General features: G+C 62.7%; 15 protein-coding genes. 9 read left to right on the top strand and 6 right to left on the bottom strand.

What is annotated here, in order from left to right; translation table 11 throughout:
• Positions 1 to 6: 6 nt before the first annotated feature.
• The gene (locus BMX92_RS13850) at positions 7 to 1,041 is read right to left on the bottom strand and encodes a LacI family DNA-binding transcriptional regulator (RefSeq protein ID WP_093017432.1); all 1,035 of its coding nucleotides are present in this window, start codon (positions 1,039 to 1,041) and stop codon (positions 7 to 9) included.
• A gap of 332 nt (positions 1,042 to 1,373) precedes the next feature.
• On the opposite strand from BMX92_RS13850, the gene BMX92_RS13845 reads away from it, so the two are divergent.
• The 3 genes from BMX92_RS13845 (at position 1,374) to BMX92_RS13835 (ending at position 7,547) form a co-directional block, all read left to right on the top strand.
• Positions 1,374 to 4,022, top strand: a complete 2,649-nt coding sequence (locus BMX92_RS13845) for a TonB-dependent receptor (protein ID WP_093017578.1) — start codon at positions 1,374 to 1,376, stop codon at positions 4,020 to 4,022.
• A 70-nt stretch (positions 4,023 to 4,092) separates the two neighbouring features.
• A complete protein-coding gene (locus BMX92_RS13840) occupies positions 4,093 to 5,922 on the top strand; it encodes an alpha-amylase family glycosyl hydrolase (protein ID WP_177185045.1) in 1,830 nt (609 codons plus the stop codon).
• 17 nt (positions 5,923 to 5,939) lie between these two features.
• Entirely contained in the window at positions 5,940 to 7,547 is a 1,608-nt protein-coding gene (locus BMX92_RS13835; protein ID WP_093017430.1) for an alpha-glucosidase, read from the top strand.
• A 211-nt stretch (positions 7,548 to 7,758) separates the two neighbouring features.
• Here the strand turns inward: BMX92_RS13835 and BMX92_RS13830 are convergent, their stop codons facing one another.
• A complete protein-coding gene (locus BMX92_RS13830; RefSeq protein WP_093017428.1) occupies positions 7,759 to 9,858 on the bottom strand; it encodes a glycoside hydrolase family 97 protein in 2,100 nt (699 codons plus the stop codon).
• A gap of 333 nt (positions 9,859 to 10,191) precedes the next feature.
• Here BMX92_RS13830 and BMX92_RS13825 point away from each other — a divergent pair, with 333 nt between their 5' ends.
• Complete coding sequence (locus BMX92_RS13825) at positions 10,192 to 12,615, top strand: TonB-dependent receptor (RefSeq protein ID WP_093017426.1); 2,424 nt, start codon at positions 10,192 to 10,194, stop codon at positions 12,613 to 12,615.
• A gap of 85 nt (positions 12,616 to 12,700) precedes the next feature.
• On the opposite strand, the gene BMX92_RS13820 is transcribed toward BMX92_RS13825, so the two are convergent.
• The 3 genes from BMX92_RS13820 to BMX92_RS13810 are packed head-to-tail and all read right to left on the bottom strand — an operon-like array spanning position 12,701 to position 15,809.
• Positions 12,701 to 13,462 carry an SDR family NAD(P)-dependent oxidoreductase gene (locus BMX92_RS13820; protein WP_093017424.1) on the bottom strand — a complete coding sequence of 254 codons (762 nt, stop codon included), beginning with the start codon at positions 13,460 to 13,462 and terminating at the stop codon, positions 12,701 to 12,703.
• A gap of 13 nt (positions 13,463 to 13,475) precedes the next feature.
• On the bottom strand, positions 13,476 to 14,660 hold the full coding sequence (locus BMX92_RS13815; RefSeq protein WP_093017422.1) for an acetyl-CoA C-acyltransferase: 1,185 nt from the start codon (positions 14,658 to 14,660) through the stop codon (positions 13,476 to 13,478).
• A gap of 24 nt (positions 14,661 to 14,684) precedes the next feature.
• Positions 14,685 to 15,809, bottom strand: coding sequence for an acyl-CoA dehydrogenase family protein (locus BMX92_RS13810; RefSeq protein ID WP_093017420.1), 1,125 nt, complete (start codon positions 15,807 to 15,809; stop codon positions 14,685 to 14,687).
• Positions 15,810 to 15,891: 82 nt separating this feature from the next.
• Between BMX92_RS13810 and BMX92_RS13805 the strand changes: the two genes are divergently transcribed.
• Positions 15,892 to 16,515, top strand: a complete 624-nt coding sequence (locus tag BMX92_RS13805; RefSeq protein WP_256213431.1) for a TetR/AcrR family transcriptional regulator — start codon at positions 15,892 to 15,894, stop codon at positions 16,513 to 16,515.
• A 53-nt stretch (positions 16,516 to 16,568) separates the two neighbouring features.
• On the opposite strand, the gene BMX92_RS13800 is transcribed toward BMX92_RS13805, so the two are convergent.
• Positions 16,569 to 18,887, bottom strand: a complete 2,319-nt coding sequence (locus tag BMX92_RS13800; RefSeq protein ID WP_256213430.1) for a glycoside hydrolase family 3 N-terminal domain-containing protein — start codon at positions 18,885 to 18,887, stop codon at positions 16,569 to 16,571.
• Positions 18,888 to 19,182: 295 nt separating this feature from the next.
• Between BMX92_RS13800 and BMX92_RS13795 the strand changes: the two genes are divergently transcribed.
• From BMX92_RS13795 to BMX92_RS13780, 4 genes are all read left to right on the top strand, one after another.
• Complete coding sequence (locus BMX92_RS13795) at positions 19,183 to 20,079, top strand: dienelactone hydrolase family protein (protein WP_093017413.1); 897 nt, start codon at positions 19,183 to 19,185, stop codon at positions 20,077 to 20,079.
• 132 nt (positions 20,080 to 20,211) lie between these two features.
• Positions 20,212 to 21,495 (top strand): MFS transporter, encoded by a 1,284-nt coding sequence (locus BMX92_RS13790; RefSeq protein ID WP_093017411.1) that lies wholly within the window; start codon positions 20,212 to 20,214, stop codon positions 21,493 to 21,495.
• 163 nt (positions 21,496 to 21,658) lie between these two features.
• Complete coding sequence (locus BMX92_RS13785; RefSeq protein WP_093017409.1) at positions 21,659 to 21,943, top strand: BA14K family protein; 285 nt, start codon at positions 21,659 to 21,661, stop codon at positions 21,941 to 21,943.
• 55 nt (positions 21,944 to 21,998) lie between these two features.
• Positions 21,999 to 22,706 carry an EF-hand domain-containing protein gene (locus BMX92_RS13780; RefSeq protein WP_093017574.1) on the top strand — a complete coding sequence of 236 codons (708 nt, stop codon included), beginning with the start codon at positions 21,999 to 22,001 and terminating at the stop codon, positions 22,704 to 22,706.
• Positions 22,707 to 22,711: the final 5 nt, after the last annotated feature.

Here is a 22,711-nt window from a genome sequence, read left to right as displayed (position 1 = left end):
CAAGGGTCAACCGCCCGTGCTGCGCCGGATCACCAGTCGCGCCTGAAGGATATCGGGCGGCGGCGCTCGATCTTCGATCCGCGCGACCAGTGTGTCGACCAGCAAGGCTCCTGCGCCCTTGATATCCTGCATGACGGTGGTGAGCGGCGGATTGGTCAGGCTGGCGGCGGGAATATCGTCAAAGCCGACGATCGCAACGTCGCCCGGCACGGACAGGCCGGCCTCCGCCAGCGCGCGCATCGCCCCGATCGCGATCAGATCGCTGGCAGCGAAGATGGCGTCGAACGGCACGCCCCGCGCGATCAGCGTTCGGGCGGCGGCCTGTCCGGCGTCCTCGGCGGTCAGGGCATCGACCTGAAGCGCGGGATCGGGCGCCACGCCCCGCGCCATCATCGCCTGACACAGGCCGGCATAGCGATCGGCAAATTCGGGATAATGGCGATCGGCATGCCCCAGAAAGGCGATGTAATGGCGGCCAAGCCCCAGCAGATGGTCGCCTGCCAGCCGTCCCGCGCCAATGTTGTCCGACCCCACCGTCGGACCGATCGTGTCTTCACCTACCGATCCCCAGCGCACAAAATGGGTGCCATGGCCGACCAGATCGGTCAGACGCCGCTCGTACAGCGTATAATCGCCATAGCCGAGCAGGATCAGGCCGTCGGCCCGATGGCTGTCCTGATAGCGGACATGCCAGTCATCCTCCATCTTCTGGAAAGAGATCAGCAGGTCCAGCCCGCGTGCGCCGCATTGCCGCGTGATTGATCCCAGCATCGCCAGAAAGAAAGGGTTGATATTGGATTCGTCGGGCGTCGGATCTTCGAAGAACAGCAAGGCGATCGTGTTGGATCGCTGTGAGCGCAGCGAGGATGCATTTTTGTCGACCGAATAGTTAAGATCGCGGGCAATCGCCTCGATCCGCTGGCGGGTGGCCAGACTGACCGATCGCGATCCGCGCAGGGCGCGGCTGACCGTGGGCTGCGACACGCCGGCTAAATAGGCGATGTCGAAGCTGGTCGGCTTGCTGCTGGGCTGGCGTCCCATCTCTCTCCTTCTGCGCGGTGCCCGCGCCACAGCCATGGTAGGACGGCACGGAAAACAAGGCAATTACGTCCTTTCGCCCCGAACGATCCGTTGCACCGCCGCCACAGTCGGGAGGGGCCATAATTATGCGTATACGTATGCCTTATGGCCGGACCGATCGCTACAGGCGTAGAACAGCGCCATAGCGAGGACAGTGGTGCCACAGGGCCACGCCCGCACAGACAGGGTCCAGCATCGGTGAAGGGGTTCGCCGATGCCATAGGGGAGAGGATATAGTGGCCAATCAGTTCAATCGTGCCCATTTGCTGGGCGCTTCCATCTTTGCCATCGTCATGGCGGGCAGCGCCGCCCCGGCGTGCGCGCAGGATGTGCCGCAGGCCGACGCATCACCGCAAGGCGGGGCGAACGACACCATCATCGTCACCGGCTTCCGCGCCGCGCTGCAAAGCGCCGTCAACGTCAAGAAGAACGCGCAGACGATCGTGGAGTCGGTATCGGCCGAAGATATCGGCAAGCTGCCCGACGCCTCCATCGGCGAATCCATCGCTCGCCTGCCCGGCCTGACATCACAGCGCCTGTTCGGCCGCGCCAATTCGATCGCCATTCGCGGCGCCAGCGCCGACCTGTCCTCGACCACGCTCAACGGCCGGCCGCAGACATCGACCGGCGAACAGCGCAATGTCGAATTCGACCAATATCCCGCCGAAGTCGTCAGCCGCGTCGACGTCTACAAGACGCCGCAGGCCAACCTCATCCATCAGGGTCTGGTCGGCACCGTGGACATCCGCACCATCCGCCCGCTCGACTATGGCAAGCAGATGATCGCCGTGGGCGCGCGCGGCGTCTATGCGGACCTTGGCAAGGTCAATGCCGACAGCAAGGACAAAGGCTATCGCCTGACCGGCACCTATGTCGACCAGTTCGCCGGGGACCGGATCGGTGTCGCCCTGTCGGTCGCCTATAGCGATGAACCCTATCAGTCGAAGGAGTTCGAAGCCTGGGGCTATGCCGACACCAGCGACGGCCGCAAGGTGATCGGCGGGGTGAAGCCCTTCGGCGTGTCGACTCAACTCAAGCGTCTCGGCATTCAGGGCAGCGTCCAGATGCAGGCGACCGATACGTTGCTGCTGACCTTCGACGGTTTCTATGGCGACTTCAAGGACAAGCAGATCAAGCGCGGGGTCGAGGTTCCGCTGTTCTGGAGCAGCGCCACCCCCGTTGCGGGCAGCGAAACGACCGACGGCAATTTCATCAACAGCGGCACCTTCACCAATGTCGAGGCGGTGGTGAACAACCATGGCTATGAGCGTAAATCGACCATCTTCTCCGGCGGCTTCAACGCCAAATATACCGGTGACGATGGCTGGTCGGCCAGCTTCGACTTCGGCTATTCGCGCACCGACCGCAGCGAACTCTCGCTGGAATCCAATGCCGGTACCGGGCCGGGCGCGGGCAATGGCGCTACCGACACGCTGGACTTCGTCAGCGACGGCAAGGGCACGCATTTCACCAGCCATTTGCTGGACTATAGCGACCCCAATCTGATGGTGCTGACCGATCCGCTCGGCTGGGGCGGCGGCGCGCCGCTCGGCCATCAGGAAGGCTATTATAACAACCGCATCATCGACGATGAGATCAAGAGCTACCAGATCGAGTTCGGCAAGGAGATCGAGGGCAGCTTCCTGTCGAAGATCACCGTCGGCCTTGGCTATACCGACCGCACCAAGGCGAAGACGCCGGAAGAATATGTGCTGAATCTCGCCAATGGCGCGACGTCGCTGGTGCTGCCGCAGCAATATCGGCTGGCCGCCACGGACCTGAGCTTCCTAGGCCTTGGCCCGGTGCTGAGTTACGATCCGTTCAAGCTGCTGGAGGATGGCGTTTATCAGAAGATATTGAACCCCAGCAAGGATGTGCCAGCCAAAGCCTATTCTGTGACCGAACGGGTCATGTCCGCCTATCTGATGGCCAATATCAACCAGCCGGTCGGATCGTCCGAACTGACGGGCAATATCGGCGTCCTTGCCCAGAATACCGAGCAGAAGTCGCGCGGCTTCGTCAATCTGGCGGCGGCCGATCTGGTGCCCACCACGCGCGGCGCCACCTATTGGGACGTGCTGCCCAGCATGAACCTGTCGCTGCGCATGCCGAGTGATTTCGTGATCCGCCTGTCGGCCGCACGCGAAATCCAGCGCCCCCGGTTCGAGGATATGAAAGTCAGCCTCGACTATGGCTACAACACCGCCAGCGGCGTCATCACCGGCACCGGCGGCAATCCCACGCTGCGCCCCTATCGCGCCTGGGCAGCGGACCTCAATTTCGAGAAATATTTCGGCACCAAGGGCTATCTGGGCGTCCAGCTCTTCGCCAAGAAGCTGCAAAGCTATGTCTATCGCGAGACGGCGGCGTTCGATTATACGGGCCTGCCCATCCTCCTGCCGCCGGGCGTCACCGATCCGCAAGGCACGCTGACCCGCCCGGTCAATGGCAAGGGCGGCAAGCTCTATGGCTTTGAACTGGCCGGAACCGTGCCGTTCGAAGTGGTGACGCCGGCGCTGGACGGCTTCGGCCTGACCGGTGGCCTCGGCTATACCAAGACCAGCATCAAGCCGGGCGTGGGCGCATCGTCCGAAGACCTGCCCGATTATTCGCGCTGGGTCGCCAACGGCACGCTGTTCTTCGAGAAGTGGGGCTTCTCTGCGCGCGGTTCGGTCCGCTACCGCTCCTCTTTCGTCGGCCAGTTTGTGGGCTTTGGCGGCGAGCGGGAGCTGCGCCGCGCGCTCAGCGAAACCATCGTCGACGGACAAATCGGCTATGATTTCCAGAAGGGCAGCGCGCTGGAGGGGCTGTCGCTCTTCCTGCAGGGGCAGAATCTGACCGACGAACCCTTTGTTTCGGTGGATACCGGCGCGTCGATCCAGATCCGCAATTACCAGACTTATGGCCGCCGCTTCATGGCGGGCTTCAACTACCGCTTCTGATGTGTAGACTGGCCCGGCGGCCGCTGCGTCGCCGGGCCTTTTCAAAGGCTCAAGCAAAGGGGTGCCCTCCATGGGTCGAACGGCCACGACTTTTCTCGTGACGGCCGCCGGGATGGCTGCGGCCCTGACCGGCGCGGTCAGTGCGCAGGCGGATACGCTGAGTGACCTGCGCGCCCGCACGCCGGAGCAGGAAATCGTCTATTTCGTCCTGCCCGACCGCTTCGCCAATGGCGACCCGAAGAACGACCGGGGTGGTCTGAAGGACAGTCCGCTCCAGACCGGCTATGATCCGACCTCCCGCGCTTTCTATCACGGCGGCGACCTCAAGGGCCTGACAGCGAAGCTGGCCTATATTCAGGGCCTTGGCGCAACCGCCATCTGGCTGGCGCCGATCTTCAGGAACAAACCGGTACAGGGCGCCAAGGGGCAGGAAAGCGCCGGCTATCATGGCTATTGGGTGACGGACTTCACTCGCGTCGATCCGCATTTCGGCACGGACACGGATTTCAAGGCGCTGGTCGATGCGGCGCACCAACGCGGCATGAAGGTCTATATGGACATCATCGCCAACCATACGGCCGATGTGATCCAATATCGGGAAAGCCCCACCAGCGCGGCGCCCTATCGCAGCAAGGCCGACTATCCCTGGTCGCGACAAGGCGGTGCGGCTGGCAAGCCGATCAACGACGGTTTCGCCGGCGACCGGGATGGCAGTACCGCCAACTGGGCGAAACTGACCGATCCATCCTTCGCCTATACGCCCGTCATTCCGAAAGGCGAGGAGAAGGCCAAGACCCCCGCCTGGCTCAACGACCCGATCTATTATCACAATCGCGGCGACACCGACTGGAAGGGCGAGAGTGCGCAATATGGCGATTTCGTCGGGCTGGACGATCTGGCCACCGAAGACCCGCGCGTGGTTGCTGGCTTCATCGAAATCTACAAAGGCTGGATCGACCGTTTCGGCATCGATGGCTATCGCATCGACACCGCCCGCCATGTGAATGCGGAATTCTGGCGCGCCTTCATTCCCGCCATCCGCGCCCATGCGGCAGCGAAGGGCATTCCCCATTTCCACATCTTCGGCGAAGTCGCGACCGACGCCTATGATCCGGCGCTGCTGGCAAGCTGGACCCGAAACGCCGCCTTCCCTGCCGTGCTCGATTTCGCCTTCATGCGCGCCGCCGTCGACGCGGCCAGCGGCAAGACCGGGACCGAGATGCTCGCACGCCTTGGCGAGGATGATGCCCTCTACGAAGGCGGCAAGGCGGCGGCGCTGCAACTGCCGACCTTCCTCGGCAATCATGATGCCGGCCGCTTCGCTTATTTCCTGCGGCAAGCGAAGCCCGGCATGCGCGCGGACGAGGAACTGGCGCGCGCCATATTGGGTCATGCGATGCTGCTGACGCTGCGCGGCGTGCCCACGCTCTATTATGGCGACGAGCAGGGCTTTGCCGGGACCGGCAACGACCAGCAGGCGCGGCAGGACATGTTCGCGTCGAAGGTGGCCGAATATAATGCGGGCCCACTGGTCGGTACGAACGCAACTACCGCGACCGACAGTTTCAACCCCGACCACCCGCTCTATCGCGCGATCGCGACGCTGGCGAAGGTCCGCCGCGACACGCCCGCTTTGTCGCGCGGCGCCACCATATTGCGCGCCAGTTCGGACAAGCCCGGCCTCTTCGCCGTCTCCCGCATCGATCCCGATACGGGCCGCGAGGTGCTGGTCGCTTTCAATACATCGGCCGCTCCGCTGTCGGGCCATATCGCGGTCGATCCAGCCAGCGGCGGCTTCACGTCGCTGGCCGGCACCTGCCCGGCCGCGCCAGTCGCGCCGGGCAGTCTTGCCCTCTCCCTCCCCGCTTTCGGCTATGCCGTCTGCGCCGCTCACCCCTAACCGCCGGAACGCCCCTTATGACGCTTGCGACGACATCGACCGATCAACCCTGGTGGAAGGGTGCGGTGATCTATCAAATCTATCCGCGCAGCTTTCAGGACAGCAATGGCGACGGTATCGGCGATCTGAGCGGCATTACCCAGCGGCTGGATCATGTCGCAAGGCTGGGCGCAGACGCCATCTGGATTTCACCCTTCTTCACCTCCCCGATGCGCGATTTCGGTTATGACATTGCCGATTATTGCGATGTCGATCCGATCTTCGGCACGCTTGCCGATTTCGACGCGCTGGTCGCCCGCGCCCATGATCTCGGCCTGAAAGTCACGATCGATCAGGTTTACGCTCATAGTTCCGACCTGCACGACTGGTTCACCCAAAGCCGCGCCAGCCGCACCGGCGACAAGGCCGACTGGTTCGTCTGGGTCGATCCACGGGAAGACGGCACCCCGCCCAACAATTGGCAATCGGTCTTCGGCGGCCCGGCCTGGACCTGGGACGGGCGACGCGGCCAATATTATATGCACCAGTTTCTGAGCAGCCAGCCGCAGCTCAACGTGCATAATCCGGCGGTGCAGGATGCGCTGCTGGGCGCCATGCGTTTCTGGCTCGACCGGGGCGTCGATGGCTTCCGCCTCGACGCGCTCAACCATTCGATGCACGACCCGCTGCTGCGCGACAATCCGCCCGCGCCCGACACCGGCAAGCCGCGCACCCGCTCCTTTGACTATCAGATCAAGAAATATAGCCAGTCGCATCCTGGCGTGGTCGACTTCATCAAGCGCATCCGTTCGCTATGCGACGAATATGGGGCGATCTTCACCGTGGCCGAAGTCGGCGGCGATCTCTCCGAGACGGAGATGAAGGCTTACACGGCAGGCGAGACGCATCTCAACAGCGCCTATGGCTTCAACTTCCTCTATGCCGGCGCTCTGACGCCCGCGCTGGTTGCCGAAACGATTGATCGCTGGCCCGACGAGCCGGGCCTTGGCTGGCCGAGCTGGGCGTTCGAAAATCATGATGCGCCGCGTGCCTTGTCACGCTGGTGTGTGCCCGCCGATCGCCCCGCTTTTGGGCGGCTGAAGGCCATGCTGCTGGTCGCGCTACGCGGCAACGCCATCCTCTATCAGGGCGAGGAGCTGGGCATCACCCAGGTCGATATCCCATTCGAGAAGCTGCAAGACCCCGAAGCCATCGCCAACTGGCCGCTGACCCTGTCGCGCGATGGCGCACGCACCCCCCTGCCCTGGGCCGCAGACGCGGCGCAGGCGGGCTTCAGCACCGCCGAACCCTGGCTGCCGGTCGGCGACGAGAATGTCGCCCGCGCCGTCGACGCGCAGGAGGCAGACGCCGCCTCGCTCCTCAACCATACCCGCGCCATGCTGGCCCTGCGCAAGGCGCATCCGGCGCTCCGCCATGGCAGTCTGGAGATACTGGTCGCCGACGACCAGCGCCTGCTCTTCCGCCGTCAAGCCGATGGCCAGTCGCTGCTCTGCCTGTTCAACCTGTCGGGCGAACCGGCCGCATGGCCCGAAGAGATCGCCCCGACCAATAATCTACTCGTCGCCGTCAATGGCGCCGCGCCGGGCATCTTGCCGTCCTTCGGCGCGCTGATGATCGAGGAATAGAGGCGGACGATAAAGCGACAAAAGAACCGCAAAATGCGCGGAAAATTGTCGCCTTATGTCGCTTTTACCATTGCCGCACGACCCGCTGTGCCGCACATCTTTCACCGACAATCGACGGAGCCGGTCGCAGCTTGGGCAAACCCGATCTGGTAGGACAGATCCTTACTGCATCGCGGGGCAGTCCCCTGCCCCGCGAGCATGTCCACATGGCCTAATTTTTGTAAATCCTGATTGCCTGCCCGCCGCCGGGCGCCAGATCGATTTGCAGAATATCACCCTTCCTGACCGACTTCTTCTCCATGACAATCGAATGTCGCGTATCGGCTCGATAATCGGCGTCGCTTCCATCGCGATATATTTCGGCCGTGTAGGTCGCCCCCTGATCCAGGAACGACAGATTGATCTTGTGAGATCGAGGCTGTTCATCGCCAATCGCCCCGACATACCAGTCCCCCTTGTCTTTCGATTTGCGGGCGATGGTTACATAATCGCCGACCTCACCGTTCAGGACCAGGCTGTCCGCCCAATCCGTGGGCACATCCTTGATGAACTTGAATGGACCGGGATACCTAGCGTAATTTTCCGGCGTATCGGCGGCCATGACGAAGGGAGAATAGAGCACCACATAGAGAGCCAGTTGCTTCGCAATGGTCGACTGGATTGCGCTCCCTTCTGATCCGGTCAGGCTCAGGACACCGGGCGTGAAGTCCATCGGGCCGCCAAGCATCTGCGTGAATACGAGATTCGCCTCATGCTCCGGCGGATTCTTGCCGCCAATCCAGGCATTATATTCCATCCCACGGCCGCCTTCCCGCGCAACCCAATTAGGATATGTCCGCCGCAAACCGGTGTCCTTCACCGGCTCATGGCTGTCGATGCTGATCTTATATCGGGATGCAGCCTGCACGACGCGCAGATAGTGGTTCACCATCCACTGCCCCTCATGCCATTCGCGATGCCGGGAACCATCGGGATCGACCCGCTCGATCTGGCCGGCATCCGTGACATAGCCGGTCTTGACGACCTGCTCGCCATGATCGGATGCCCATTTGAAGGCGCTGTCCAGTTGCCCGTCATAATGGCTGGCGGAGCCGCCCGTTTCATGGTGCCCGATCAGCCGCACGCCCTTTGCCCTAGCATAGGCCGCCAGCGCATCGGCATCAAAGTCATCGGTGGGCTGCGAGAAATTCATCGCATTGCCATTGCCGAACCAGTTGCCATCCCACCCGACATTCCAGCCTTCGACCAGCACGCCGGAAAAGCCATTGGCAGACGCAAAATCGATATAGCGCCGAACATGGCTGGTGGTCGCACCATGTTTTGGCCCGCGTGCCCATGTCCAGTCGCCCTTGATCATGTTCCACCACACACCGACGAACTTGCCCGGCTTGATCCAGCCCGACACGTCGCCCAGCTTGTTGGGTTCGTTGAGGTTCAGGATCATGTGGTTCATGTAGAGTCCTGCCGCATCGTCCGCGATGGCGATGGTGCGCCAGGGCGTCGAGAAGCCGGCGTCGCGGGAGACTTTGGGCGCGCCCGAACCGGGGGTCAGCGCCGCGCGGAAGATATTCCCCTCTGCACGGGCAAGGTTCATACCGGCATAGTCGACCAGCGCCGCTTCATGCAGCGCGACATGGGTGCCGTCGGCCAGCCTGACCGTCATCACCGTCTGCGCGGTGCCGACCGCGTCAAGCGGCGTCCTGTTATAAAGATATTCCTCCCGGTTCCATTCAAAGGCGGGTTTCCACCAGGCAGTGCCCCCCTCTGCAAAGGCGAACTGGGTCAATTCCTCGGCGATATTGGCATGGTGGAGATTGGCCTGATCGGGCAGCGTGTAACGGAAGGCGACGCCATCGTCGAACAGGCGAAAGGTCACGTCCATCTGACGCTGAAGATCGCCCTTTTCCCGGAAGGTGACGCGCATTTCATTGTGATGGTCGCGGATAGTGGACCATTCGCCCCAGGGCTGGGTCCATGTAGTGTCATGCTGAGCGGCTTGCGTGCCTGCGACTGTCAGGTTGCGCTCGATCTTGGGCGCGTCGGTAAACATGAAACCAAGGCGGCTGTCCGTGATCAGCGGCTTGCCGTCGCGCTGCACCGCATAGCTGGGGCGCCCTTCATTATCGAGGCTCAGAGACAGGGTGATGCGGCCATTTGGAGACGAGGCCTTCGCCACCATTTCCGCATAGGCAGGACCGGAGCCGAAAATATAGGAACAGAGAAATACAGATGATATGGCAAATCGCGAAATAGCATATTTATTCTTGAAGATGGATTTCAGATTGCGCCCATCATCCTGAATGCGATGCATGTAAAATCTCCTCACCGGCATATTTTTTCGGAACTGATCATGGGAAATGATCGCCCATAATCAGCTATCAAGATGATCCGGCCTAAAAGCTTGGGGATCCGATTTCCAGCCCTGGGCCGCCATCAGACCATGATGCATTCGTATTCAGTGCGCAGCCGAGACGCTGAAGCCCCCGCCCAAAGACTCTCGCCAAATTGTATCCTTAGCGAACATTTTTCTGGATGCAGCCCATCATCGCATGTACAAGGCAATGGTCGGCCCGAGCCGATAAGAAAAAACAGGGGAGAGATGATGCCAACGTTGCGCAAACGTGTAAACATTTCCGCGTCCGTCATGGCTTTAGCGATCACGCAACAGGCCTATGCCCAGGAACATAATAGCACCGACAATGGTTTTAATGAGATCATCGTAACCGCGCAGAAGCGCGAACAGTCGCTTCAGGATGTCAGCGTTGCGGTGTCTGCCATTGGTGGCGAAACACTGGCCAATGCCGGGATCAACAATCTTCAGGACATGCAGCAGCTGGTGCCGGCCGTCACGTTCGGCAATGATTTCAACCAGGCCAAAATCTTCATTCGTGGCGTCGGCGCCAACACGTCGACCACCGGCAGCAGCACCGGCGTCGCCTTGCATGTCGATGGCGCCTATGTCGCGCGTGCGGAAGCGCAACTGACGTCGCTGTTCGACATCGAACGGGTCGAAGTGCTGCGCGGACCGCAGGGCAGCCTCTATGGCCGCAATGCCGTTGGCGGCTCCATCAACATCATCACCGCCAAGCCCACCGACACGCTGAGCGGCTATGTCCGGGCCAGCTATGGCAATTATGATGCACTGACGACTGAAGCGGCCGTGTCGGGCCCCGTGGCGAACTGGCTGCGCCTGCGCGTCGCGGCCAAGAGCGAACTGCGCGACGGCTATGGCCGCGATCCGTTCAATGGCTGGGATGTGGATAACCTCAACCGCAAGATGGTGCGCGGTCAGGCGCACATTCTCTTTTCCGAAAAAGCCGATCTACTATTGTCGGCGGAATATTTCCGTCAGAGGGATAATAGCGGCGCGGTTCATTATTATGGCGACGCCTTTCCCGGCGTTGCACGGCTGGCACCACTAGGCCCGGCCGGGATCGCCACCAATCCGCGCGATCTGGGCAGCGATGAACCGCCCTCCGTCAACAGCAAGAGCCAAAGCTATACCGCGACCTTCAACTGGGAATTGAATGATTCCTTTTCTATCAGCAACATCGCCAATTATCGCCATTTCCAGACTCAGTTGATTCAGGATCTGGATATTTCGGCCGTGGTGAACCAGTTGCCCACCGCAACGACGGTGCAGACCCGAACCATCAACGCCAAACAATGGAGCAACGAATTCCAGGTCAAATATGACAGCGACATCGTCAACGGCGTTGTCGGTCTCTATTATTTCGGAGAGCATCAGCGCCCCCGCGATCAGGTCGGCCTGACCTCTTCCTATGGCATGGCGAGCAATATCGGATTTCTGGCCACGCGCCCGACCATCATCGACGGCAGGTCGGTTGCGCCGGGATCGATCGATCTGGCCTATGCCGATTATCTGTGCGGCTTTGCCGAAGGCGTCGCGCCCAACCGCGTCTGCCTGCGTTCGCGCCTGAATACGGAAGCATGGGCTGCCTTCGGCCAGCTCAATTTCGACCTGGATAAGGCGATCGGCCTTCGCAATCTGACGCTCAAACTGGGTGGCCGCTTCAGCCATGAAAAGGTGTCGACCGCCAACATGTCGGTGGTCATGACCGCCAATGCCAATCCGGCCGCCGGTGTGGTTCTGGCTTATACCGATGCGCCCTATACGCAGGGCGGCACCTATCGGGGAAAGACGTTCAAGGACTTCACGCCGGAAATCGGCCTGAACTGGCAACCCAATGGCAACACCCTGCTCTATTATACCTATTCCGAAGGGTTCAAGGCAGGGTCCGGTGAAAATGCAGCGGGCAGTTCAACCATTGTGAAGCCCGAAAAGATGAAGAACCATGAAATCGGCGCCAAGCTGGAACTGTTCGACCGCGTGCTGACCTTCAACGTGGCGGGCTATTGGTACAAGCTGAAGGATTTGCAGATCAACAAGACGATCGGCGGCGGTCCAACCGGCTATACGACCATATTCGAAAATGCCGCCCGCACCGAAGCCAAGGGTGTGGAAATCGAATGGATGTTGCGGCCGCTGCACGCTGTTCGCCTGTCGGGCGGCCTGTCCTATACCGACAGCAAATATAACGACTTCCTCACACTCGATCCGCTCGATCCGCGCAATGTCGCTCAACCGGGGCAACCCGCTTATAATCCCGTCACCAATCCCGACCCGACGGCCTATGGCGCACCCTGCGTCGACGGCAGCGCCAATGTCGGCGGATGTCAAATCCAACTGGCGGGCAACCGCACGCGCAACTCGCCCAAATGGTCCTATAATCTCCATGGTGAAGTGGATGTGATGGAGGATAACGGTTCGGGCACGCTCACCCTGTCGGGGGACATGTCGGGCAAGAGCACGATATATTTTACCGAGTTCAACCGGCTGAGCGAGGGCGCGAAAGCCTTTACCCTGTTCGATGCAGCGCTGCGCTGGACGTCATCGAAGGACAATGTCACCGCATCCTTCTGGATCAAGAATATCGCCGACACGCTGCGCGCCAGTTCGACCTTCGCGATTTCGACGGGTCGGGTCATCGGCGCTACCTGGCTGCCGCCACGCACCTACGGCGTGTCGCTGGGTTATCGCTATTGAATGAAATATCGGGACGCTTCCAAGCAGGAGCGTCCCGATATTAGGTGCTTCACCGGTACATGCCGGGCCAGGAAGATATCTTCTATTAGCGCGGCGCCATGCGGATCGCGCCGTCGAGGCGGATGACTTCGCCATTCAGCATCGGATTGCGGACGATGCTTTCCACCAGTTGCGCATATTCGGCGGGTTTACCCAGCCGGCTGGGATGCGGCACCTGCGCGCCCAGCGCGTCCTGCACATGTTGAGGGAAACCCTCCAGCATGGGCGTCAGGAAGATACCCGGCGCGATCGTCATTACGCGAATCTTGTGCTGGGCCAGGTCGCGGGCGATCGGCAGGGTCATGCCGACGACGCCACCTTTGGACGCGCTATAGGCGGCCTGCCCGATCTGCCCGTCATAGGCCGCGACCGAGGCGGTGTTGACGATGACGCCGCGTTCGCCATCCACCTCATTCGCCGCAGCCAGTCGGGCCGAGAATTTGGAAATGACATTGAAGGTGCCGATCAGGTTGACGGTCACCGTCTTCGCAAAAGTATCGAGCGGATGCGGTGCATTTTCCTTGCCGACCGTCTTCACCGCCGGCGCGATGCCCGCACAATTGACGAGAATACGGGCGACGCCATGCGCCGCCTCTGCCGCGTCCAGCCCCGCCGCGACGCTGACATCGTCCGCAACGTTGACAGCGACATAGACACCTCCCAGCGCTTGCGCCGTTGCCTGCCCCGCCTCCTCATTCAGGTCGAAGATCGCGACCTTCGCGCCTTGCTGCGCCAGCATCGTCGCCGTCGCCTTGCCAAGGCCCGATGCGCCGCCGGTGACGATCGCGGCTGCTCCCTTAATGTCCACTTCGCTGTCTCCTTCAGACCAGTTCGATCGCCATGGCGGTCGCTTCACCGCCACCGATGCAGAGGCTCGCGACGCCGCGCTTCAGGCCGCGTGTCTCCAGCGCCGCGATCAAGGTCGCCACTATGCGTGCGCCCGATGCGCCGATCGGATGGCCCAGCGCAGTCGCGCCGCCATTGACGTTGATCTTGTCATCCGGGATGCCCAGTTCCTTCGCGGCGATCATGGCGACCACGGCAAAGGCTTCATTGACTTCGAACAGGTCGACATCGGCGACCGACCAGCCGGCCTTGTCCAACGCCTTGCGCATGGCGGGCACAGGTGCGGTGGTGAATTTAGACGGCTCATGCGCATGGCCGGCGGTCGCGACGACCTGCGCCACCATCTTGAGCCCCAGTTTCTCCGCCACGCTGGCGCGGGTCATGACCAATGCCGCCGCGCCATCCGAAATGGACGAGGCATTGGCGGCAGTGATCGTGCCATCCTTGACAAAGGCGGGTTTGAGGGAGGGTATCTTGTCCGGCTTGGCCTTGCCCGGCTGCTCGTCGGTGTCGACGACCGTGTCGCCGCCCCGGCCCTTGACCGTCACCGGCGTGATTTCGCGGGCGAAAGCGCCGCTGCCAATCGCCGCGTTGGCGCGTTCCAGCGATCGGATGGCATAGGCGTCCTGATCCTCGCGCGTGAACTGATAGTCGCGCACCGCCTCCTCAGCGAAGACGCCCATCGCCTTGCCGGGTTCATAGGCGTCTTCAAGGCCATCCATCATCATCGTGTCGATGATACGGTCATGGCCGATCCGCGCGCCGCCGCGATGCTTGGGCAGGGCATAGGGCGCGTTGGTCATGCTTTCCATGCCGCCGGCGATGACGATGTCGGCCGCGCCGGACGCCAGCGCCTCATGCGCCATGATCGCGGCCTGCATGCCGGAGCCGCACATCTTGTTGACGGTGGTCGCTTCGGTGTTGAGGCCAAGGCCGGCGCCCAAGGCCGCCTGCCGCGCGGGCGCTTGACCGAGGCCAGCGGGCAGGACGCAACCCATATAGATGCGGTCGATGGCATCGCTCGGCGCGCCGGCGCGCTCGACGGCGGCCTTTACGGCTGCGGCGCCCAGTTCGGTGGCCTTCAACGGCGACAATATGCCCTGAAACCCGCCCATCGGCGTGCGGGCATAGCTGGCGATGACGACGGGATCGTCCTGCATAGTCTCTCTCCTGAAATAGCGTCGTTAAAGGCTGCGCGCGATCACCATGCGCTGAATGTCCGACGTGCCTTCGTAAATCTGGCAGACGCGCACGTCGCGATAGATTTTGGCGACGCCATATTCCTCCAGATAGCCATAGCCACCCAGCGTCTGCATGGCGCCGGACACGATCGCTTCGGCCGCTTCGGAGGCGAACAGCTTGGCCATCGATGCTTCGGCGAGGCAGGGTAGCCCCGCATCCTTGGTCCGGGCCGCATGCAGGACGAGTTGCCGCGCCGCCTCCAGACGAGTGGCAAGGTCGGCGAGGCGGAAACCCACCGCCTGATGATCGATGATCGCCTTGCCGAAGCTCTTGCGATCCTTGGCATAGGCGACCGCGATCTCCAGCGCGGCCTGCGCCATGCCGACGCACTGGGCGGCGATGCCGATACGACCGGTTTCGAGGTTCGCGAGCGCGATCCGATAGCCCTGGCCCGGCTGGCCGATCAGCAGGTCATCCTCCACGAACATGTCATCGAATCGCAGCGCGCAGGTGTCGGACGCGCCCTGCCCCATCTTATGCTCGACCTTGTCGACGCCATAGCCTGGCCGGTCGGTTGGCACGATGAAGGCGGACAGGCCCTTCTTGCCCGCGTCCGGATCGGTCATAGCGATGATCATCACCAGCCCGGCGATCCTGCCCGAGGTTATAAATTGCTTTGCGCCGCTGATCCGCCAGCCGCCATCGACCTTGACCGCGCGGGTGCGCACGGCCGAGGCGTCGGAACCCGCATCGGCTTCGGTCAGGGCGAAGGCGCCGATGGTGCGGCCGCCGATCAGATCGACGAGGAAACGGCTTTTCTGCGCCTCACTGCCGTCCTTGAGCAGGCCGGAGACAAGGATCGAGTTCTGGATCGAAACGATGGTGGAGAGCGCGCCGTCGGCAGCGGCGATCTCCATCAGCGCCAGCGCATAGGACACGGCGTCTGCTTCCGCGCCACCATAAGCCTCCGGCGCGGTCATGCCCCACAGGCCAAGCCCTGCCATCTCTTCGAACAGCACGGGTGGATAGCCGCCCTCCGCCTCGAAGTCGGCGCTGTGCGGGCGAATCCTCTCCTGCGCGAAATCCCGCACCGTATCGCGGATAGCCACCTGAATTTCGGTCAGCATAAACCCTCAAGTCTCTCCTCTACTCACGAGTATATTGATTATCGTTCGGTTTCTGTCAATGCTGGCCGCGAAGGAGTTCCGATTGACCAAGTTAGTGGCAGCATCCCCCTTTCGAACGCGGGAGGAACGGGAAAGGGAGCGGGAGGAAAAGCGCGAGGCGGTGCTGCTGGCGGCGGTGCGCATGTTCAATGCGCGCGGCTATCATGCGACCTCGCTGGACGATGTCGCCGCCAGCCTGGGCATCAGCAAGCCGACCATCTATCATTATCTGGGCAATAAAGAGCAGGTGCTGGTCGAATGCGTCAATCGCGGACTGGCCATGCTGCGGACAGCTGCCGACGAGGCGGCGGATGCATCAGGCACTGGCTTCGACCGACTGCGGGCCTTTCTGTGCCGTTATGCGCAGATCAATATGGACGATTTCGGCCGTTGCGTCATCCTGACCAATGACGAAGTGCTGTCGATGGACAGCGCCACCCGCTTTCGCGCGCGCAAGCGGGAGATTGACGCCGTGGTGCGGGCGCTGATTGCGGAAGGCATTGCCGACGGATCGATCGCGCCGGTCGATGTGCGCTTCGCCTCCTTCGCGCTGGCTGGCGCGCTCAACTGGCCAGCCCGCTGGCATGATCCCGACGGCACCCTGACGCCGGAGCAGGTGGCCGAAAAGCTGGTCGATGTGGTGATGAACGGGATGGCGCCGCGCTAACATCCCGTAGCCAAGCGGCAGGACAGGCTGAGGAACATGTCTTTCTGAACCGGTCAGCCAGCACTTATTTCCAACAAAACCCCTTGTAGTTCGGCGCTGCTGTTACCGGCGAACAGGGTGAAACGGCCCGGTTCCACACGCCATTGCATCGCCCGGTCCCAAAAGGCGAAGGCGTCCGCGTCGAGCGGGAAGCGAAGCGTACGCCGCTCGCCCGGCGCCAGCGTGACCCGTTCGAACGCCTTGAGTTCCAGCAGAGGGCGCGGGGCGGAACTGACTTCATCCCGCAGATATATCTGCACCACTTCGTCCCCTGTCCGCTCACCGACATTGGCCACGTCCACTTCGACCGTCAGCCCCTGACCCGGCGCGATACGGGGCTGTGACAGGCGAGGCGGGGATAGCTCGAAGCGGGTGTAGCTGAGGCCGAAGCCGAAGGGGAAGAGTGGGGCACGTTCTGCTTCTATGGCGCGATGGATGGTGGCGCTTTGATGACGGTCATAGGGAGCGGGCGCGGAATCCGGAGTCCGAGGCAAACCGATGGCGAGCTTGCCGCCCGGATTGGCAAGGCCGAACAGGATATCGGCCAGCCCATGGCCCCCTTCCTGTCCCAGATACCAGCCCTCGATCAGGGCATTGGCGCCATCGGCCAATCGCGCCACGGCAAGGGGACGACCGTTAAGCAGCACGCCGACCACGGGCTTGCCGGCCGCCAGCACCGCATCGACCAGTGCATCCTGATCGCCGAACAGGCCAAGCCGGATCCGATCGCCAGACCCGTCCACAAAGATCGCTTCGCGCGTGACCTGCGGCACATCACCGATGGCCAGAATGACCAGATCGGCACTTTTGGCGAGCGCTGCCGCCTCTGCTATCAGGCGGCGATTATCCTGTGCGTCGGCAGGGCGGATCGGCGCCATATTTTCGCGCTCTCCGGGCTTCAGCGGCGCGACGATCCGGACGCCGGGGGCATATTCGACCCGGACATTCGGCCCGACCGCCGCCCGAATGCCAGCCAGCAACCCGACGGCGCGATCATTCTCCCCGGCATAGCCGCCGAACAAGGCTGGCTCGGCCACCGGACCGATCACCGCGATGGTCCGCCGGGTTCGAGGATCAAGCGGCAGTAGGCCGTCATTTTTGAGCAGCACCGCCGCCTTGCGCGCGGCAAGCCGGGCCAGCGCGACATCGTCCGGCCGGTTGATGCCCCGCCGTGCCGCGCATAGATCGCTATAGGGCCGCTCGAACAGCTCAGCCTCGAACTTGAGCGTCAGGACGCGGGCCACCGCCGCATCGACGAGCGCTTCGGCAACGCGCCCATCGCGGACCAGCTGCGGCAGCCGGGCATAGGCCTGACCGTCGGGCAGTTCGGCATCAATGCCCGCTTCGATAGCCTGCACCGCCGCATCGTCATTGTCGGCGGCGACATGATGATGGTCGACCAGATTGGTGATGCCATTATAGTCACTGAAATAGGCGCCTTTGAAGCCCATCCGTTTGCGCCCTTCCCCCTGAAGCAGAGGTATGTTGACATGGGCGGGGATACCCAGAACCTCATTATAGGATGGCATGACGATGGCCGGATCGCAGTGCCGAATGACTGTTTCGAACGGGCGCAGGAAGCTCTCGCGCAGCCCCCGTTCATGGATGTCGGCGGGCGACAGGTTGATCCCGGCCTGGGGCGAGGCGTGCAGGAAATGTTTGAGCGTGGCGAAAACCCGATCACGGCCCAGCGGGCGGGATCGCCCCTGCTGCCCGCGCACCGCCGCCAGCCCCATCTGCCCGACATGGAAGGGATCTTCGCCGAACATCTCCTCGACGCGGCCATAGCGGGGGTCACGGGCCAGATCGATCACCGGGGCCAGTGCAACGGTGGCGCCACGCAAGCGCGCTTCGCGACCGGCGACGGTGAATATCTGTTCAACCAGCGCAGGATCCCAGCTACTGCCAAGGGCGGGCGGCGACGGGAAGACGGTGGCGCCCGGCACGGCCAGCCCATGGGCTGTTTCTTCATGGAACAGGGCGGGAATGCCGAGCCGTGTTCGTTCGACAAGGAAGGTCTGGACCGCATTGATGAAGGCGATGCTGTCATCGAGCGTCCGGAAATGTTCGGTCTTGAACCGGGGCGTGCCCGCCGTATCGGATGGTCGGGCGATCTGACCGATTCCGTTCGCCAGACTGTGTGTCGCCTTGTCCGGGGAGAACGCCCCTGCCGCGTCCGTAAAGCCTGCCTTGCCGAACCAGATGCAACGCATCTGCGCGGCCTTTTCCTCCAGCGTCATCCGCGACAACAGGTCACGAACCCGATCGGCAACCGGCAGGCTGGCATCGCGATAGGGCAAGATGGCTGGCCGGGCCAGTGCAGGCACTGCCATAACCATCGATCCCGCCATCAAACTGCGCCTCGTGATGCGAAACGGCATTCTGCCTCTCCCCTATGTCTTCGCCCTGCTTCGGCAATGTGCGCGCTACCATTGCCCACGGATCGCCCCCGGCCCAAGAGGCGCGGCGCGTTATTTATCGCTGGCGGTGCGATTATGTTGGCCAGAGGGCTGCGGAGGCCGATAAGCAGATAAGCAGATAAGCAGATAAGCAGATAAGCAGATAAGCAGATAAGCAGATAAGCAGATAAGCAGATAAGCAGATAGGCAAATCGGAAAGGATCGCGACATGACCGAACGTCCCGAGACGGGCAGCCACTATCCACGCGCAGTGCTCGACCTGTTCGATGCCTATGTCCATGGCGCGATCGACCGGCGCGGTTTCCTTCAGCAATGCGCATTATATGTCGGTGGCACGGCGGCGGCGACCGCCACACTGACGGCGCTCAGCCCGGATTTCGCGCGCGGGCAGGTGATCCGCCCGGACGACGAGCGGCTGGTCCTATCCCGGATCGATATCCCCTCCCCCGCTGGCAATGGCACGGTTCGCGCTTATGTCGCCCGACCCGCCGCGAAAGCCGATGCCCGGTTGCCCGTGGTCATCGTCGCGCACGAAAATCGCGGCCTCAATCCCCATATCGAGGATATTGCGCGGCGGCTGGCGCTCGACGGTTTCATGGCCGTCGCCCCCGACGCCCTGACCACATTGGGCGGCTATCCCGGTGACGAGGACAAGGCGCGCGCCGCCTTCGCAACGCTCGACCGGGGCAAGATCGGCGAGGATTTCGTCGCCGCCACAAACCATGCCCGCGACATGGCCGGCAGCAACGGCAAGCTCGGCGCGGTCGGCTTCTGCTTCGGCGGCGGCATCGCCAACCTGCTGGCGACCCGGATAGCCGATTTGCGGGCCGCCGTGCCCTTCTATGGCAGCCCCGCCCCCCTGGCCGACGTGCCGAAGATCAAGGCAGAGCTGCTGATTCATTATGGCGGGAACGACACCCGCACCAATGCCGCCTGGCCCGATTATGAAGCTGCGCTGAAACAGGCCGACGCGCGCTATCATGCCTATATCTATGACGGCGCGGAACATGGCTTCAACAACGACACCACGCCGCGCTTCGACAAGGCGGCGGCCGATCTGGCCTGGGCGCGGACGATGGACCTGTTCCACCGTAGCCTGGCCTGATTGCGATAAATTCTGCCCCGTGCGCCATTCATAGTCGGCCATGCCGACCCAATCGCGCTGCGCGAGGATCGACCTGCGCCATTGTCGCTGATAGCGGCAGCGGCGACGATGGGTTGACGGGAGCAAGATAAGATGGCGGTCGATTCCATCGACGGCGTGGAAGCGCAGGCGGTTTCGACCCGGCACCCGTTCGCCTATCGCGATTTTCGCTATTTCTGGACGGCGCGGATTTGCGCCATGCTGGCCCATAGCGGACTGGTCGTCGCCCTGGGCTGGGCGGTCTATGACGAGGCGCGGCTGTCGATGGGCGTGCGGGAGGCCGCATTGCGGCTTGGCTTGATCGGGCTGGTGCAGTTTCTGCCGATGCTGATGCTCAGCCCCTTTACCGGGCTGGCGGCGGATCGGTACGATCGGCGCAATGTGGTGCGGCTGGCGCTGGTGGGGCAGTTGAGTTGCGCCACAATCCTGTCCCTGCTGGCCTTTGGCCCGGGCGCGGGCCTTTATACGCTCTATGCCACAGCAGCGTTGTTCGCGGCATCGCGGGCATTCTACATGCCCGCCATGAACGCCTTGCCACCTGCGCTGGTGCCACGCGCCACCCTGCCGCAGGCGATCGCGATCAGCGCGGTGGCGGGGCGTATCGGCGGCATATTGGGGCCGGTGCTGGGCGGCTTCGCCTATGCATGGGGGGCGAAATGGGCATTTGGCCTGTGCGCCACCCTGTTGCTTGCGGCATTGCTGCTGCACCTCGCCATCCGGCCGCTCCGGCAGCAGGCGCCGATGGCAGCCGCCCGACCGCTTCAGCAGATGCTGGAAGGGTTGCGCTATGTGCTGAGCAATCGGTTGCTGTTGGGCGCCATCAGCCTGGACCTGTTCGCCGTGTTGCTGGGCGGGGTTACGGCGCTGCTGCCGATCTTCGCGCGCGATGTCCTACATGTCGGGCCGGATGGACTGGGGCAGTTGCGCGCGGCGTCGTCGGTCGGGGCGCTGGCGACGGCGGTCTGGCTGTCCTGGCGCCCGCTCCGCCATGAAGTCGGGGTGAAGATGCTGGCATGCGTCGCCCTGTTCGGCGCCATGACCGTCTCCTTCGGCCTGTCACGCAGCATGTCCCTGTCGCTCGCTTGCCTGGCGCTGATGGGGGCCGTCGACATGGTTTCGGTCTATATCCGGCAATCCTTGCTCCAGATTGCGACGCCCGACGACAAGCGTGGGCGCGTCGGTGCGATTTCCAGCCTGTTCGTTGCCGGCTCCAACGAACTCGGCGAAATGGAATCGGGGCTGGTCGCATCGCTGATCGGGCCTGTAGGCGCCGTCATTACCGGCGGAATAGCGGCGGTTCTGGTCGCGGGCCTATGGGCCGGGCTATTTCCCGAACTGCGCCGGGCTCGCCGTTTCGATCAGGTGCAGCCGGGCTGAACGGGCGATAGGAGGCCCCATCCAAGGGCTTGTGAAATATCCGTGAAATAACAACGCAAAGTGGATGACCCAAAGAGGGGTGGACAGGGGCGAAGCGCATCGGAACCGGGATCGGTTTCGCAACGAACGCGCCCTCTCACATCTTCGACCAGAAAGGTTATCCATGTCCCGCACCCCATTGCTGAGCCTTGCAACCCTCGCCGCTCTGTGCGCCGCCGCCTCTGTGCAGGCGCAGGCCCCCTCGACCCACGGGGCGCACAGTGCGCAGGCCAAAACGACTGCCAAAACCGCGACCAAGACGGCACAGAAGACCCAGGCAAAGACGACTGGGGTGAAGAAGACCGGCTACAGCGCGCACCAGAAGAGCTGCCTGAGCCGCTACAAGAGCTACAATGCCAGTTCCGACACCTATCTGCTCAAGGGCAAGCGGGTTCGCTGCAAGCTGTAAGGCCATGACGACCGGCTTAGGCCAGTCTTGATCTTCCTCCATGACGGATGTCCAGATGCGCAAGATTCTCTTCGGCGCGGCCCTTATCCTCTGTTCCGCGCCGTTGCTGGCCCAGGGTGGCCCGCCTGGCGGTGGCGGTGGCATGGGCGGGCCACCCGGTGGCGAAGGTGGTCCTCCCGGTGGCGATCGCCCGTCCAAGCCGCGGGAAATGAAGCCGATCAAGCGCGCGCCGCTGGACAAGGCCGTCACGGCCATGTTCCGTGAGGCCGACGCCAATGGCGACGACATGGTGACGATCCAGGAACTGCGCGCCGTCATCCAGGCGCGACGGGACGATATCATCCGCAAGCGCTTTGCTGCCATCGACAAGGACCGCAACGGCGCGATCAGCCCGGACGAGTTTCTGGCCTGGCAGAACCAGATGGGGTCGGTCGCATCGACCGACGCTGGTGCGCGAGGCGACCGGGACGGACCGATCGCCGAAGTCATTCGGCCCCATGTCGGCGACGATCCGGAAGACGGCATTCTGGAACACCTGATCCAGCCGATCGACGTCGCCCTGATCGCCCAGACCAACAGCAATTATGATGTTGGCCTGTCGCTGGACGAATTGCTGGTCCATGAGCGCGCCCGCTTCGATGCGGCAGATCTCGACAAGGATGGCGAATTGTCGCCAGAAGAGATGCGCCGCTTGATGCCGCGCGGCAATCGCCCCGGTGGCGGCCCGCCACCCATGGGCGGCGACGGTCAACCACCGCGCTAAAGAAA

The sequence above is a fragment of the Sphingobium sp. YR768 genome (assembly GCF_900111125.1).
Lineage (GTDB): Bacteria > Pseudomonadota > Alphaproteobacteria > Sphingomonadales > Sphingomonadaceae > Sphingobium.
The sequence above is the reverse complement of the archived record's forward strand: the minus strand, read 5'-3'. Positions and strand labels throughout refer to the sequence as shown.